11 protein-coding genes are annotated in these 15,173 nt (G+C 52.3%); 6 read left to right on the top strand and 5 right to left on the bottom strand.

Annotation, left to right across the window (positions count from 1 at the left end; translation table 11 throughout):
- The first annotated feature begins 20 nt into the window (after positions 1-20).
- From ldtD to OLG56_RS13860, 3 genes are all read left to right on the top strand, one after another.
- Entirely contained in the window at positions 21-1,868 is a 1,848-nt protein-coding gene (gene ldtD / locus OLG56_RS13870; RefSeq protein ID WP_042949468.1) for a L,D-transpeptidase, read from the top strand.
- 259 nt (positions 1,869-2,127) lie between these two features.
- Positions 2,128-2,676 carry a peptidoglycan L,D-endopeptidase MepK gene (gene mepK / locus OLG56_RS13865; protein WP_000357052.1) on the top strand — a complete coding sequence of 183 codons (549 nt, stop codon included), beginning with the start codon at positions 2,128-2,130 and terminating at the stop codon, positions 2,674-2,676.
- Positions 2,677-2,703: 27 nt separating this feature from the next.
- Complete coding sequence (locus OLG56_RS13860; RefSeq protein WP_001109471.1) at positions 2,704-3,351, top strand: MBL fold metallo-hydrolase; 648 nt, start codon at positions 2,704-2,706, stop codon at positions 3,349-3,351.
- A gap of 61 nt (positions 3,352-3,412) precedes the next feature.
- Here OLG56_RS13860 and aspC read toward each other — a convergent pair whose 3' ends face one another.
- The 4 genes from aspC to pncB form a co-directional block, all read right to left on the bottom strand.
- The gene (gene aspC / locus OLG56_RS13855) at positions 3,413-4,603 is read right to left on the bottom strand and encodes an aspartate transaminase (RefSeq protein ID WP_000462653.1); all 1,191 of its coding nucleotides are present in this window, start codon (positions 4,601-4,603) and stop codon (positions 3,413-3,415) included.
- Between the two features lie 184 nt (positions 4,604-4,787).
- A complete protein-coding gene (gene ompF, locus OLG56_RS13850; RefSeq protein ID WP_000977709.1) occupies positions 4,788-5,879 on the bottom strand; it encodes a porin OmpF in 1,092 nt (363 codons plus the stop codon).
- A 606-nt stretch (positions 5,880-6,485) separates the two neighbouring features.
- A complete protein-coding gene (gene asnS / locus OLG56_RS13845; protein ID WP_000117870.1) occupies positions 6,486-7,886 on the bottom strand; it encodes an asparagine--tRNA ligase in 1,401 nt (466 codons plus the stop codon).
- A 168-nt stretch (positions 7,887-8,054) separates the two neighbouring features.
- A complete protein-coding gene (gene pncB / locus OLG56_RS13840) occupies positions 8,055-9,257 on the bottom strand; it encodes a nicotinate phosphoribosyltransferase (RefSeq protein WP_000191405.1) in 1,203 nt (400 codons plus the stop codon).
- Positions 9,258-9,523: 266 nt separating this feature from the next.
- Here pncB and pepN point away from each other — a divergent pair, with 266 nt between their 5' ends.
- The 3 genes from pepN (at position 9,524) to zapC (ending at position 14,062) form a co-directional block, all read left to right on the top strand.
- The gene (gene pepN, locus OLG56_RS13835) at positions 9,524-12,136 is read left to right on the top strand and encodes an aminopeptidase N (protein WP_001643736.1); all 2,613 of its coding nucleotides are present in this window, start codon (positions 9,524-9,526) and stop codon (positions 12,134-12,136) included.
- Positions 12,137-12,343: 207 nt separating this feature from the next.
- Positions 12,344-13,354, top strand: a complete 1,011-nt coding sequence (gene pyrD / locus OLG56_RS13830; protein WP_000291723.1) for a quinone-dependent dihydroorotate dehydrogenase — start codon at positions 12,344-12,346, stop codon at positions 13,352-13,354.
- Between the two features lie 165 nt (positions 13,355-13,519).
- Positions 13,520-14,062, top strand: coding sequence for a cell division protein ZapC (gene zapC / locus OLG56_RS13825; RefSeq protein WP_001220671.1), 543 nt, complete (start codon positions 13,520-13,522; stop codon positions 14,060-14,062).
- Here the strand turns inward: zapC and OLG56_RS13820 are convergent.
- On the bottom strand, positions 14,059-15,168 hold the full coding sequence (locus OLG56_RS13820; protein WP_000224062.1) for a YcbX family protein: 1,110 nt from the start codon (positions 15,166-15,168) through the stop codon (positions 14,059-14,061). The two genes, zapC and OLG56_RS13820, sit on opposite strands and share 4 nt — an antisense overlap.
- Positions 15,169-15,173 lie beyond the last annotated feature (5 nt).

The raw sequence follows: 15,173 nt of genomic DNA, 5'->3' as shown, positions 1-15,173 counted from the left end.
ACGAAAACAGGGGGCAAGGGATGTTGCTTAATAAGATGTGTGGTCGTTGTCTGTCGGCAATCAGTTTATGCCTGGCCGTAACATTCGCTCCACTGTTCAATGCGCAGGCCGATGAGCCTGAAATGATACCTGGCGATAGCGCCGTTGCCGCGACGGATCAGGCTGGGCCGCAGAAGCAATCCGCCGCGACGGCGATTATGGCCGGGATTCAGCCGCTGCCGGAGGGCGTTTCAGCCGAGAAAGTCCGGGCTGATTTACAGTCGCAGCTTCCTTCCGGCTATACGCCGGTCTATATGAGCCAACTGACATTGCTGTATGCCGCGCGCGACATGAAGCCCATGTGGGATAATCGCGATGCGGTGAAAGCCTTCCAGCAACAGTTGGCGGAGGTGGCGATTGCCGGATTCCAGCCGCAGTTTACCGCCTGGGTGGCATTGTTGACCGATCCCGCCGTAAACGGTATGGCGCGCGATGTTGTGTTGTCAGACGCCATGATGGGCTATCTCCATTTCATTGCGAATATCCCCGTCAAAGGCCAGCGCTGGTTATATAGCAACAAACCTTACGCATTGGCGACGCCGCCAGTCTCGGTGATTAACCAGTGGCAAATAGCGCTGGAAGAGGGCCAGTTGCCGATGTTTGTCGCCAGCCTGGCGCCGCAGCATCCACAGTATGCGCCCATGCATGACGCGCTACTGAAGCTGGTGGCGGACTCTCGCCCGTGGCCGCAGTTGGCCAATACCGCAACGCTGCGCCCGGGGCAATGGAGTAACGATGTGCCTGCGCTGCGCGAAATATTACAGCGTACGGGGATGCTGGATGGCGGTCCAAAGATAGCCTTACCCGGCGATAACACTGCTGATAGCGCCGTCGTCAGCCCCTCCGCCGTGGTCGACGAAACATCGGTGGCGCAGCCGGTCGACGAACAAACGGCCCGCCGTAGTAAGCCGGCTCCGGCGGCACGCGCCTACGATCGTGAACTGGTCGAGGCGGTAAAGCGTTTTCAGGCATGGCAAGGGCTGGGGGCGGATGGCGTTATTGGTCCGGCGACGCGTAACTGGCTTAATATGACTCCCGCGCAACGCGCAGGCGTACTGGCACTGAATATCCAACGTTTACGCCTGCTGCCGGCGGAACTCTCTACCGGTATTATGGTAAACATTCCCGCTTATTCGCTGGTCTACTATCAGAATGGCAACCAGGTGCTGGCTTCGAGGGTGATCGTCGGGCGTCCCGATCGTAAAACGCCGATGATGAGCAGCGCGCTGAATAATGTGGTGGTGAACCCGCCGTGGAACGTTCCGCCCACGCTTGCGCGTAAAGACATTTTACCGAAGGTGTGGAATGACCCAGGCTATCTGGAGCGTCATGGCTACACCGTGATGCGCGGCTGGAACAGCAAAGAAGCGATCGATCCGTGGCAGGTTGACTGGGCCACCATTACGCCATCGAATCTTCCGTTCCGTTTCCAGCAGGCGCCAGGCGCGCACAATTCGCTGGGGCGTTATAAATTTAATATGCCGAGTTCAGATGCTATCTATCTGCACGATACGCCCAACCATAATCTCTTTCAGCGTGACGCCAGGGCGTTAAGTTCCGGCTGCGTGCGGGTCAATAAGGCCTCTGAACTGGCGAATATGCTCTTGCAGGATGCTGGCTGGAACGATGCGCGGATCTCAGGCGCCCTGAAGCAAGGCGACACGCGGTATGTCAATATCCGGCAGAACATTCCAGTAAATCTTTACTATCTGACCGCGTTTGTCGGCGCAGATGGACGTATGCAATATCGTACAGATATTTACAATTACGATCTCACAGCGCGATCCAGCGCACAAATTGTGCCAAAGGTTGAACAATTAATCAGGTAAATGAAGAAGTTCTGGTAAATATGTTGTCCTAATGTTTGGCTTCAACGGGGCGTTTCGCTGTAGACCCCCGTTGTGGCTGGGGGAGGGCCATCTTGACGCGGGCTTTATCGGCAGTTAAGGTGCCTTTCGTGCGCCAGAAGTGCATATACAACAACCTTTAAGTCGACCGGGCCGTTCAGAAGTCTGTGCCAGCCGGTATCATGTCTGCTTAAAGGTAGAAGTGTATTAACGATAACATTGACCTGTAGACCTGATTATCATGGACAAATTTGACGCTAATCGCCGCAAGCTGCTGGCGCTTGGTGGTGTCGCTCTCGGCGCCGCCATCCTGCCCGCGCCAGCGTTTGCCACACTCTCGACCCCACGCCCGCGCATTTTGACGTTAAACAATCTCCATACCGGAGAGTCAATCAAGGCGGAGTTTTTCGATGGAAGAGCCTATATTCAGGATGAATTAGCAAAGTTAAACCATTTTTTCCGTGACTATCGCGCGAATAAAGTCCGATCAATCGATCCCCGCCTGTTTGATCAACTTTACCGACTTCAGGGGCTGTTAGGGACGCGTAAACCTGTGCAGCTCATCTCGGGCTACCGTTCTCTTGATACCAATAATGAATTACGCGCCCGTAGCAGCGGCGTAGCGAAAAAAAGCTACCATACAAAAGGGCAGGCGATGGATTTTCATATTGAGGGCGTGGCGCTGAGCAATATTCGCAAAGCGGCGTTATCTATGCGCGCAGGTGGTGTAGGATATTACCCACGTAGTAACTTTGTGCATATTGATACCGGGCCGGCGCGGCACTGGTAATCAGCGAGGCTTAATCAAAGGAGCAGTATGAACTATCGTATTATTCCGGTCACCGCGTTCTCCCAGAACTGTTCATTAATCTGGTGCGAACAAACCCGGCTGGCGGCACTGGTCGATCCGGGCGGCGACGCGGAAAAAATTAAACAGGAAGTGGACGCCAGCGGCGTGACGTTGATGCAAATTTTACTCACGCATGGGCATCTCGATCATGTCGGCGCGGCGAGTGAACTGGCGCAGCATTACGGCGTTCCTGTTATCGGTCCGGAAAAAGAAGATGAGTTCTGGCTGCAAGGACTGCCGGCGCAAAGCCGCATGTTTGGTCTGGATGAGTGTCAGCCGCTGACGCCTGATCGCTGGTTGAACGACGGCGATCGCGTCAGCGTGGGGAATGTGACGTTACAGGTGTTACATTGTCCGGGACACACGCCGGGACACGTGGTTTTCTTTGATGAACAGTCGCAACTGCTGATCTCCGGCGATGTGATTTTCAAAGGTGGCGTCGGGCGCAGCGATTTTCCTCGCGGCGATCACACCCAGTTGATTGACGCTATTAAGCGTAAATTATTGCCGCTTGGCGATGATGTGACCTTTATTCCTGGCCACGGCCCGCTCTCTACGCTCGGGTACGAGCGTCTGCATAATCCCTTCCTGCAAGATGAGATGCCGGTCTGGTAAGCAGAATGAAAAAGCCTGCAATGTGCAGGCTTTTTTATCGGTCACGCCAGTCGGCAGCTTTTTACAGTACCGCGACAATGGCTTCGCACAGCGGCGCCATATTATCCGGGGTCATGCCCGCCACGTTCACGCGACCAGAAGCCACGGCATAAACGCCGAACTCTTCACGCAGACGCAGCACCTGATCTTTGGTCAGACCGCTGAATGAGAACATCCCGTTCTGCTTGATAATAAAGCTGAAGTCACGGTTCGCGCCTTTTTCCTGCAAGGTATTCACGAACAGTTGACGCATACGCTGAATACGCTGGCGCATATCCGTCAGTTCCTGTTCCCAGATAGCGCGCAGGGCGTCATTACTCAGGATAGTCGCGACGATGGACGCGCCGTGCGCTGGCGGGTTGGAGTAGTTAGCGCGAATGGCGGATTTCATCTGGCTAAAAGCGCGATCCACGGTTTCCGCATCGGCGGCAACGAGGGTGCAGGCGCCGACTCGTTCATTATATAAGCCGAAGTTTTTGGAGTAGGAGCTGGCGACAATGAGCTCTTTATGCAGCGCGGCAAAGGCGCGCAGACCTTCCGCATCTTCTTCCAGGCCGCGGGCAAAGCCCTGGTAAGCGAAATCGAATAGCGGCAGCCACCCTTTTTCAACGGAAAGCTCAGCCAGAACCTGCCACTGTTCCAGAGTAGGGTCAATGCCGGTTGGGTTATGACAGCAACCGTGGAACAGAACCACATCGCCGGCCTGAGCTTCGCTCAGGCTGGCTTGTAACGCTTCAAAATCCAGCGTGTGATTTTCCGCATCGTAGTAAGCGTACTCCCGAACTTCCAGGCCGGCAGCGTTAAACACGCTTTTGTGGTTCGGCCAGCTGGGGTTGCTCACCCACACCCGTTTTACCGGAGTATTTTTTGCCAAAAAGTCGGCGGCAATGCGTAACGCGCCGGTACCGCCCGGCGTTTGCGCCGTGCGTGCGCGCTTATCGTTAATCAGCGCGCTGCCTTTGCCGAACAGCAGTTCCTGAGTGCAGCGAGCAAATTCCGGAATCCCGTCAATGCCGAGATAGTTTTTCGTCGTTTCATTTTCCAGTAAATACTGCTCGGCTTTTTTAACGCTGGTGAGCACCGGTGTTTTGCCGGTTTCATCTTTATATACGCCAATGCCAAGGTTAATTTTCCCTGGACGGTCATCGGCGCGAAACAGATCGGCCAGGCCCAAAATCGGGTCGGCAGGAGCGGCGGTTATGTTCTCAAACATGACGAGGTTCCATTATAGTTACAGAAGGGAAATCCGCTATCAGGTTAACGGCAGATTTACAAAATGCCAACCGTTAGCGCTAAAAAGCCCGCCTGTTTTTGAAAGACGCACATTTTCTCTAAGAGAGATAAAAAAACAGGACCGAAGTCCTGTTTTTGAGGCATAAAACAAAGGGGTCTGCTGATCAGAACTGGTAAGTAATACCGACAGCCGCCTGATCGTCGGTGCCAACGTAGCTGGAGCTATAGTCGTTTTCGTCCAGCAGGTTGAAACGGTAGTCAACCCATACGTTCATGTTTTTGTTGAAGTAGTAAGTCGCGCCCGCCTGAATATATTTCGCCAGATCGGCCGAGCCGTCGGCGCCGTTCAACTGCTTACCTTTACTCTGCACATACGAGATTGCCGGACGCAGGCCGAAGTCAAACTGGTACTGAGCGACCACTTCCAGGTTCTGCGTTTTGTTTGCCATTTCCACGGTATCGGTAACCGTATTTTCAACAATGCTCATATTGCGGGTTTCAGCATATACGGCAGCCAGGTAGACGTTGTTTGCATCATATTTCGCGCCAACGGCCCATGACTCTGCGCGATCGCCATTACCATCGCGATCCTGCTGATCGTTAGTACGCTTGCTGTTGCTGTACGCTGCGGTGACGCCAAAGCCGTCGAACTCATATGCCATGGTGTAACCTACGCCATCGCCATTCTGAGAGTTAATGCTGTGGTTGTCCTGATTTTTACCCTGATACTGGATACCGAAAGAGAGACCGTCCACCAGACCAAAGAAGTCAGAGTTACGATAGGTCAACAAACCGCCAGCACGGCTGGTCATGTAGTTATCGGTATAGGCGCCGCCCCAGGTTTCGCCGGAGAAGTAGGGGGCCATATCGGTATAGGATTCAACATCGTAAACGATACCGTAGTTACGACCATAATCGATTGAACCCACTTCCGCGTATTTCAAACCCGCGAAAGCCAGACGGACCAGATTCGAGTTCTGCTGTTCGCCTTCAGCGCGGTCTGCTTTAGTACGGTATTCCCACTGACCGAAACCGGTCAGATCGGTGTTAATCTGCGTTTCCCCTTTAAAACCAATCTGGGCATAAGTCTGGTCGGCATTTTTGCTATCGCCGGTCGTTGTCCATACGTGACGACCCACGGCTTTACCGTACAGATCCAGCTTATTACCATCTTTATTATAAATTTCTGCTGCGTTTGCAGTTGCAGCAGCCAGCAGGGCAGGGATCACCGCTGCCAGGATTTTGCGCTTCATCATTATTTATTACCCTCATTGGTTTTTTTATATGACACCTGCCACTGCCGTCAATAAATTCCGTCAATAAAACTTTACAGAAATATTGATGAGAGTTTGGTGTCTTTATGTGTCTGACAGGCATCTTTCCATTCAAACTAACGTTTCGCTACCGTGAAAGTGCTACAAATATAAAGATTTAGTTTCAAAAGGAAAAAATATGTAAACAAATGTTATTCTCGCGGAACTTTGTGAACAACGTCAAACTTCCCCTGAGTTCTCGCTTTGATTTGATCATTTTTATTTTATTACTATGATTTTATTGCATTTATTGGTTTGCGACACCGTTGTGCCTGAAAAAGCAGCAGGCGAGCTAGTTCATAAAAATAGCCATTTAGAAGTCTTGATGTCCGAAATTGTGGTGAAAAATTGTGCTATTAGAGCAGAAAAATCTAATCCGCAATAAAATTACGGATTAATTTTTATGTGTAAATATTTTTGTGAAATATGCAGTAACAAGATGTGGTAATTCAGAGGGTTGTAATTAAATTTATTTACTTATTGATAATAAAACTGACATTCAGGCGAAAAAAAAGGCCAGCATAGCTGGCCTTGAGTGTGACGTAAAAATCAGAAGCTGGCGTTGCGTGGGGTCCGTGGGAACGGAATAACATCGCGCACGTTTTGCACGCCCGTGACGTAAGCGATAAGGCGTTCAAAGCCCAGGCCAAAGCCGGAATGCGGTACAGTACCGTAGCGACGCAAGTCGCGATACCACCAGTAATCCTCTTTATTCAGCCCCATTTCGGCCATACGGGCATCCAGCACATCCAGACGCTCTTCACGCTGGGAACCACCGATGATTTCGCCGATTCCTGGCGCCAGCACATCCATGGCCGCCACGGTTTTGCCATCTTCGTTAAGGCGCATGTAAAACGCTTTAATTTCCTTCGGATAGTTTTTCACCACTACCGGCGCTTTGAAATGCTCTTCCGCCAGATAACGTTCGTGTTCGGAAGAGAGGTCGACGCCCCAGAACACCGGGTTTTCAAATGTCTTACCACAGCGTTCCAGAATGGCGACCGCATCGGTGTAATCCACCTGAGCGAAGTCGGTAGAGACAAAACGCTCCAGACGAGCGATAGCGTCTTTATCCACGCGTTCGGCAAAGAACTTCATGTCATCCGCACGCTCTTCCAGAACCGCGTTGAAGACATATTTCAGCATGGCTTCCGCCAGACGGGCGTTGTCTTCCAGATCGGCGAACGCCACTTCCGGCTCCAGCATCCAGAACTCCGCCAGGTGGCGGCTGGTGTTGGAATTTTCCGCGCGGAAGGTCGGCCCAAAAGTATAGATTTTGGACAGCGCACAGGCATACGTTTCACCGTTGAGCTGGCCGGAGACGGTCAGGAATGATTCTTTGCCAAAAAAGTCTTTGTCAAAATCTACTCTGCCCTGGTCGTTACGCGGCAGGTTTTCCAGATCCAGCGTTGAAACGCGGAACATTTCGCCAGCGCCTTCGGTATCGGAAGCGGTAATCAGCGGGGTAGAGACCCAAAAGAAACCCTGCTCATCGAAGAAGCGATGCAGCGCCTGCGCCAGAGTATGGCGGACGCGCGCTACCGCGCCAATCAGGTTGGTGCGCGGGCGCAGATGCGCGACCTCACGCAGATACTCAATGCTATGGCGTTTTGCCGCCATCGGGTAGGTATCCGGATCTTCCACCCAGCCTGCAACCTCTACTTTCGTGGCCTGGATTTCGAAACTTTGCCCCTGTCCCGGCGACGCGACAACCTTACCTGTTACTACCACGGAGCAGCCTGTCGTCAGGTGTAATACTTCTTCATTATAATTGGGCAGAGAATTATTAATGACAGCCTGTACAGGATCAAAGCAGGAGCCGTCATAAACGGCGAGGAAGGAGATGCCAGCTTTTGAATCTCGGCGGGTACGCACCCATCCGCGCACGGTGACTTCTTGGTCAACGGCTACACGGCCCTGGAGTACGTCGGCTACAGGCACAACGCTCATAATATTCTCTCTGTTAATAGTCGGAAAAAATAAACACTTGTCCACCCGAAATGGGGGTATTCCTATGTTACCTGGCATCTGCAATCAGACAAGTAGAAATCGCAGCTGAAGTGAAAGATTTCGGAAATAAACCTGAAAAAGGAGCCCAGGCAGGCTCCCTGGAAAGAATTAACTGGCTTTGCGGATCTGCGGGAGATCAAAGGCTTTACGCAGCGCGCGCACAAACGCTTTATCATGACAGATCGTTTTACCGGGGCTGTCGGAAAGTTTAGCCACCGGCTTTCCGTTACATTCCACGAGTTTAATCACAATATTGAGCGGTTTTACCTGAGGGATATCGCAGGTCAGGCGGGTACCGATGCCGAAGCTTAACTGCACGCGAGAGGCGAAATGGCGATAGAGCTCGACCGCCTTTTGCAGATCAAGGTTATCTGAAAAGACCAGCGTTTTTGTCAGCGGATCAATCCCCAGCTTTTCATAATGGGCAATCGCCTTTTCGCCCCATGCGACAGGGTCTCCTGAGTCGTGGCGTAACCCCTGATAACGGCTGGCGAATTCAATGCCGAAATCGCGTAAAAACGCATCCATTGTAATGCAATCTGTCAATGCGATACCAAGCTGGTCCGGATATTCGTTAAGCCAGGCGGCCAACGCGGCACGCTGACTGGTCGCCAGGTCCGGACTGATTTGTTGATGCGCCTGGAACCATTCGTGCGCCTGAGTGCCCATCGGCGTCAGCGCCAGGCGACGCGCGAGATCATAGTTGCTGGTGCCGACGAACCATGACTCTTGCTGGAGACGTTTAACTATCGCCTGCTGCACTTCACGAGAGAAACGGCGGCGGGTGCCGAAGTCCATCAGGTGGAAGCGGGACATATCGAGATTGGCGGTTAACGCAGTGAAATCAACCAGCTTACTTTCCAGCGCGTCGAGCGCCTGATCAACGCCCGCGTTTGGCGAGCGGTAGTGATGAACCAGCTCACTGATCACAGCCAGCAGCGGCACTTCCCACATAATGACTTCACGCCACGGGCCGGTTAAGCGAATATTCAGCTTGCCGTTATCGTTGGTGACACAGACTTGAGCTGGGTTATAGCGAAACTCGCGTAACCAGTTCAGATAATCCGGTTTAAAAAAGGGCAGGCCGGAGAGCCACTGGAACTCGTCCTCCTGGAGGCGCAGGTGCTGCATCGCGTCCACCTGCTCGCGAATAGCATCGGCATAAATACCCAGCAGGTCGTCGCCACGGCAACGAAACTCAGCCGCTACCTGCACATCATAGTAGTGGTGAAAAACGGCTTGCTGCATATGCAACTTATAAGCATCTGTATCCAGCAACGAGTGCAGAACAGGAGAAGCGAATTGTGTCATAGGTGCGCTGTAGCGTCCTCTCACGGGAGCGTTTAGTACAATAAACAACTAAGAAAACCGCTGGAGTATACCTTGTTTAGCGATTTATTGAACCCCGATCACACCATAAGCTGTCTTTAGGGTCGAGCGCATTTCGTGCCCCATGTTATAAAAATGTAGCAAAGAGGCCGTTTGTGCCTGAAAAGATGAACATTCTGCGTAGCGCGATTTGCGCAACAGGAATAGACTGGAGTCGACACTCTACACAAAGATGCGAAAGGTTTTTTATGACACAACAGCCACAAGCCAAATACCGCCATGACTATCGCGCGCCGGATTACCAGATTACTGATATTGACTTGACCTTTGACCTCGATGCCGAAAAAACCGTGGTCACCGCAATAAGCCAGGCTGTTCGTCATGGCGCGCCTGATGCGCCTCTTCGCCTTGATGGGGAAGATTTAACGCTGGTATCTATCCACGTCAACGATGCGCCGTGGACAGCATATAAGGAAGAAGAGGGCGCGCTTATCATCCGCGACCTGCCAGAGCGTTTTACGTTACGCATTGTCAACGAGGTAAGTCCGGCGGCGAATACGGCGCTGGAAGGATTGTACCAGTCCGGCGATGCGCTCTGTACCCAGTGTGAAGCGGAGGGCTTCCGCCATATTACCTGGTATCTTGACCGCCCGGACGTACTGGCGCGATTTACCACCAAAATTATTGCCGATAAAAGCAAATATCCCTTCCTGCTCTCCAATGGCAACCGTGTTGCGCAGGGCGAACTGGAGAATGGCCGTCACTGGGTTCAGTGGCAAGATCCGTTCCCGAAACCGTGTTATCTGTTTGCGCTGGTGGCCGGTGATTTTGACGTGCTGCGCGATACCTTTACCACCCGCTCCGGGCGTGAAGTCGCGTTAGAACTGTACGTTGACCGTGGCAATCTGGATCGCGCGCCGTGGGCAATGACCTCGCTGAAAAATTCCATGAAATGGGATGAAACGCGTTTTGGGCTCGAATATGACCTCGACATCTATATGATTGTCGCGGTGGATTTCTTTAATATGGGCGCGATGGAGAATAAAGGTCTCAATATCTTTAACTCCAAATACGTGCTGGCGCGAACCGATACCGCGACGGATAAAGATTATCTCGATATTGAGCGCGTGATAGGCCATGAGTATTTCCACAACTGGACCGGCAACCGCGTCACCTGCCGCGACTGGTTCCAGTTGAGCCTGAAAGAGGGGCTAACCGTGTTCCGCGATCAGGAGTTTAGCTCTGATTTGGGGTCACGCGCGGTGAACCGCATCAGTAACGTGCGTACCATGCGCGGTTTACAATTCGCGGAAGACGCCAGCCCGATGGCGCATCCTATCCGCCCGGATAAAGTAATCGAAATGAATAACTTCTACACCCTCACCGTTTATGAAAAGGGTGCGGAAGTCATTCGCATGATCCACACGTTGCTGGGTGAGGAAAATTTCCAGAAGGGGATGCAGCTTTATTTTGAGCGCCATGACGGCAGCGCCGCGACGTGTGATGACTTCGTACAGGCGATGGAAGATGCTTCTAATGTCGATTTGTCCCATTTCCGCCGCTGGTACAGTCAGTCCGGCACGCCGATTGTAACGGTAAAAGATGATTATAATCCGGAAACCGAGCAGTACACGTTGACCATCAGCCAGCGCACTCCGGCGACGGCGGATCAGGCGGAGAAGCAGCCGCTGCATATTCCATTCGCCATCGAACTGTACGATAACGAAGGCAACGTCATTCCGTTGCAAAAAGGCGGTCATCCGGTCAACGCTGTGCTGAACGTCACGCAGGCGGAGCAGACATTTACCTTCGATAATGTCTACTTCCAGCCTGTTCCGGCCTTGCTGTGCGAGTTTTCAGCGCCGGTGAAACTGGAATATAAATGGAGCGATCAGCAGTTGACGTTCCTGATGCGCCATGCGCGCAATGATTTCTCCCGTTGGGATGCGGCGCAAAGCCTGCTGGCCACATACATTAAACTGAATGTGGCGCGTCATCAGCAGGGGCAACCGCTATCGCTTCCGGTGCATGTCGCTGATGCGTTCCGTGCAGTACTGTTGGATGAGAAAATCGATCCGGCGTTGGCCGCAGAAATTTTAACGCTGCCTTCGGCCAATGAAATTGCGGAGCTGTTTGAGGTCATCGACCCGATCGCTATTGCGCAAGTTCGTGAAGCGCTAACGCGTACGCTGGCGGCAGAACTGGCGGATGAGTTCCTGGCTATCTATAACGCCAATCATCTGGATGAGTATCGTGTTGATCACGGCGATATCGGTAAGCGCACGCTGCGCAATGCTTGCCTGCGCTTCCTGGCGTTTGGTGAGACGGAGCTGGCTAATACGCTGGTCAGCAAACAGTATCGCGACGCCAATAATATGACCGATGCGCTGGCGGCCCTGTCTGCTGCGGTGGCGGCGCAGTTGCCGTGCCGCGATATGCTGATGCAGGAGTATGACGATAAGTGGCATCAGGACGGCCTGGTGATGGATAAATGGTTTATCCTGCAATCCACAAGCCCGGCGGAAAATGTACTGGAAACCGTACGCGGCCTGCTCAAACACCGTTCTTTCAGTATGAGCAACCCGAACCGCATCCGTTCATTAATTGGCGCATTTGCTGGCAGCAACCCGGCGGCGTTCCATGCGCAAGACGGTAGCGGATACCAGTTCCTGGTCGAGATGCTGACCGATCTGAATAGCCGTAACCCGCAGGTAGCATCTCGCCTCATTGAACCGCTGATTCGTCTGAAACGTTATGATGATAAGCGTCAGGAGAAAATGCGCGCGGCGCTGGAGCAGTTAAAAGGACTGGAGAATCTTTCCGGCGATCTGTACGAGAAGATAACTAAAGCGTTAGCCTGACAGTATCTGCTATAAAGAGGTAAGACATGCCCGGTAAGCGTTAGCGCTGCCGGGCATTTTTTTGCCGGACGATGACGCTCGCTGGCGAAACGTGAAGTGAGAATGAAGGAAAACGATTGCTATTTATTGCCGTAGGTCAATTCCCTTTTGCTTTGTTATCGCCCATAATACGCCCCCGGTTTGCACACCGGGAATCCAGGAGAGTTCATGTACTATCCCTTCGTTCGTAAAGCCCTTTTCCAGCTCGATCCAGAGCGCGCTCATGAATTTACATTTCAACAATTACGCCGCATTACAGGTACGCCGCTGGAAGCGCTGGTGCGCCAGAAAGTACCGACAAAGCCGGTTACCTGCATGGGACTTACCTTTAAAAATCCACTGGGGCTGGCTGCCGGTCTGGATAAAGACGGGGAGTGCATCGACGCGTTAGGCGCGATGGGGTTTGGCTCCCTGGAAATCGGCACCGTGACGCCGCGCCCACAGCCGGGTAACGATAAGCCGCGTCTTTTTCGTCTGGTGGATGCTGAAGGTCTGATCAATCGGATGGGCTTTAATAATCTGGGCGTCGATAACCTGGTCGAGAATGTTAAAAAAGCCCATTTTGATGGTATTCTGGGAATTAACATCGGTAAAAATAAAGATACGCCTGTCGAAAATGGCAAAGATGACTACCTGATTTGTATGGAAAAAGTCTATGCTTATGCGGGTTATATCGCCATTAATATTTCTTCGCCGAATACGCCAGGGCTACGTACGCTCCAGTATGGCGATGCGCTGGACGATCTGTTAACTGCCATTAAAAATAAGCAAAACGATCTTCAGGCGATCCACCATAAATATGTGCCGGTGGCAGTAAAGATCGCGCCGGATCTTTGTGAAGAAGAATTGATCCAGGTTGCCGATAGCCTGCTTCGTCATAATATTGATGGGGTGATTGCGACAAATACCACCCTCGATCGTTCTCTGGTACAAGGAATGAAAAATTGCCAGCAAACGGGGGGATTAAGTGGCCGGCCATTACAATTAAAAAGCACAGAAATTATTCGCCGTTTATCCCAGGAGTTAAAAGGACAATTGCCTATTATCGGCGTCGGCGGCATTGACTCAGTTATCGCCGCGCGCGAGAAGATAGCGGCAGGAGCTACGCTGGTACAAATTTATTCCGGCTTTATTTTTAAAGGCCCGCCATTGATTAAAGAAATCGTAACGCACATCTAAACTTTACCCTTTATCAGACAACCAGGGCTTTATTTCCGGCGCTGGTTGTTTTATATTTCTCCACTGTTGCTTATTTAGACATTTTAGGCTTTTATTATTGGGGTAATAAACGAAGCGGCGAAAGGACAATGCTGTTACGAGTTGCTTAAAAGCGGGAGAGAGGTAATGCGAATTAAACCTGACGATAACTGGCGCTGGTATTATGATGAAGAGCACGATCGTATGATGCTCGATCTCGCCAATGGTATGCTTTTTCGCTCGCGCTTCTCTCGTAAAATGCTTACGCCGGACGCGTTTTGCCCGACCGGTTTTTGTGTGGATGATGCCGCGCTCTATTTTTCCTTTGAAGAAAAATGCCGGGATTTCGAATTAACTAAAGAGCAACGCGCGGAGCTGGTGTTGAATGCGCTGGTGGCGATTCGCTATCTCAAACCGCAGATGCCAAAAAGCTGGCATTTTGTGGCGCATGGCGAAATGTGGACCCCGGGAACGGGCGATGCCGCAAGCGTCTGGTTAAGCGATACGGCGGAACAGGTTAATTTGCTGGTCGTTGAGCCGGGAGAAAATGCCGCGTTGTGTCTGCTGGCCCAGCCGGGCGTGGTGATAGCAGGCCGAACCATGCAGCTTGGCGATGCGATTAAAATTATGAACGACAGGCTGAAACCGCAGGTTCACTGTCACAGTTTCAGCCTTGAACAAGCGGTTTAATTTTCCAGTCGTAACGCGGTCTTAGGCACGCAGCTACAGCTCAGAATCGTACCATCGTCACCCATAGCCGATTTTTTCAGCGGACTTACTTCGCCTTCCAGCAAACGTATCCGGCAGCAACCACAGATACCTGCCCGGCAAGAATACGGAATACGAATTCCCTGATTCTCCAACTGTTCCAGTAGTACCTGTTGATTATTCCCACAGAAGGTTTGCCCCTGCCAGTCGATGGTTACACTCGCGTCCGGGTGTTTATCTGGCGTAACGCTGTCGTCGACCGTTGTGGCGCCATAAGCTTTTGCCGGGGCTGTCGCCAGAATCTCCACTTCATCGCCGACGCGAATGACGCCGCTATTGCGGGCAATCAGATTCTGACCGAAATCCACATCGCCATTGTCCTGGGCGGTACGAAAAGCTTGCAGTGTCGCCAGCGGTTCTCCGGAAGGATGTTTTTGCCCCTTTTCAGGGCTGACGGTCGTAAAAATACAGCGGCTACAGGGTTTCACGACGTCAAAAATCACATCGCCAATGCGAAGCACTTTCCAGCTATCTTCCTCCCAGGCCGCTACGCCGGAAACCACTAAGTTTGGGCGGAATTGTTCCATTTGTACGCCTGCTGGACAACGCTGTTGCAGATCGCGCAGCGAGGCTTCGTTGGTCAATAAATACGGGTAGCCATCGGCAAATCCCAGCGGCACCGCGTTATGTCGTTTGACCCGGCGCGTCAACTGCGGCCCAACCCAGCGCAACTGGACATCGCGGGAGAAAAAGCCGCTCAACCATTGATTAATCGCCGTCGGGGCGACGCGAGCGGTAAAATGGTTTCCCCAGACTTCGGTCGGCGCATCCTGCGGGGTGAAATCCGTAAAGCGAACCAGCGCGCTACTGCCGTCTGGCGCGGTCAAATGGAGGCCGTCGTGTAAGGGAGAAGGGGTAAAACGTACCATTTGTGGAAACTGGCGGGCGGTAATAAATGTGCCGTCAGGCTCGGTTATCATGAAGATGCGATCAAAAGCCAGACCGCTGATATCTGCCAGCGCATGAGTCAGACCAATGCCGCGCATGGATTTGACCGGATGAATAAAGAGCCGTGATAACGTCGCCACCGTAC

Source organism: Salmonella sp. 2018103 (genome assembly GCF_026247685.1).
In the GTDB taxonomy this organism is placed as follows: domain Bacteria; phylum Pseudomonadota; class Gammaproteobacteria; order Enterobacterales; family Enterobacteriaceae; genus Salmonella; species Salmonella enterica.
This window is presented reverse-complemented; position numbering and strand designations above follow the sequence as displayed.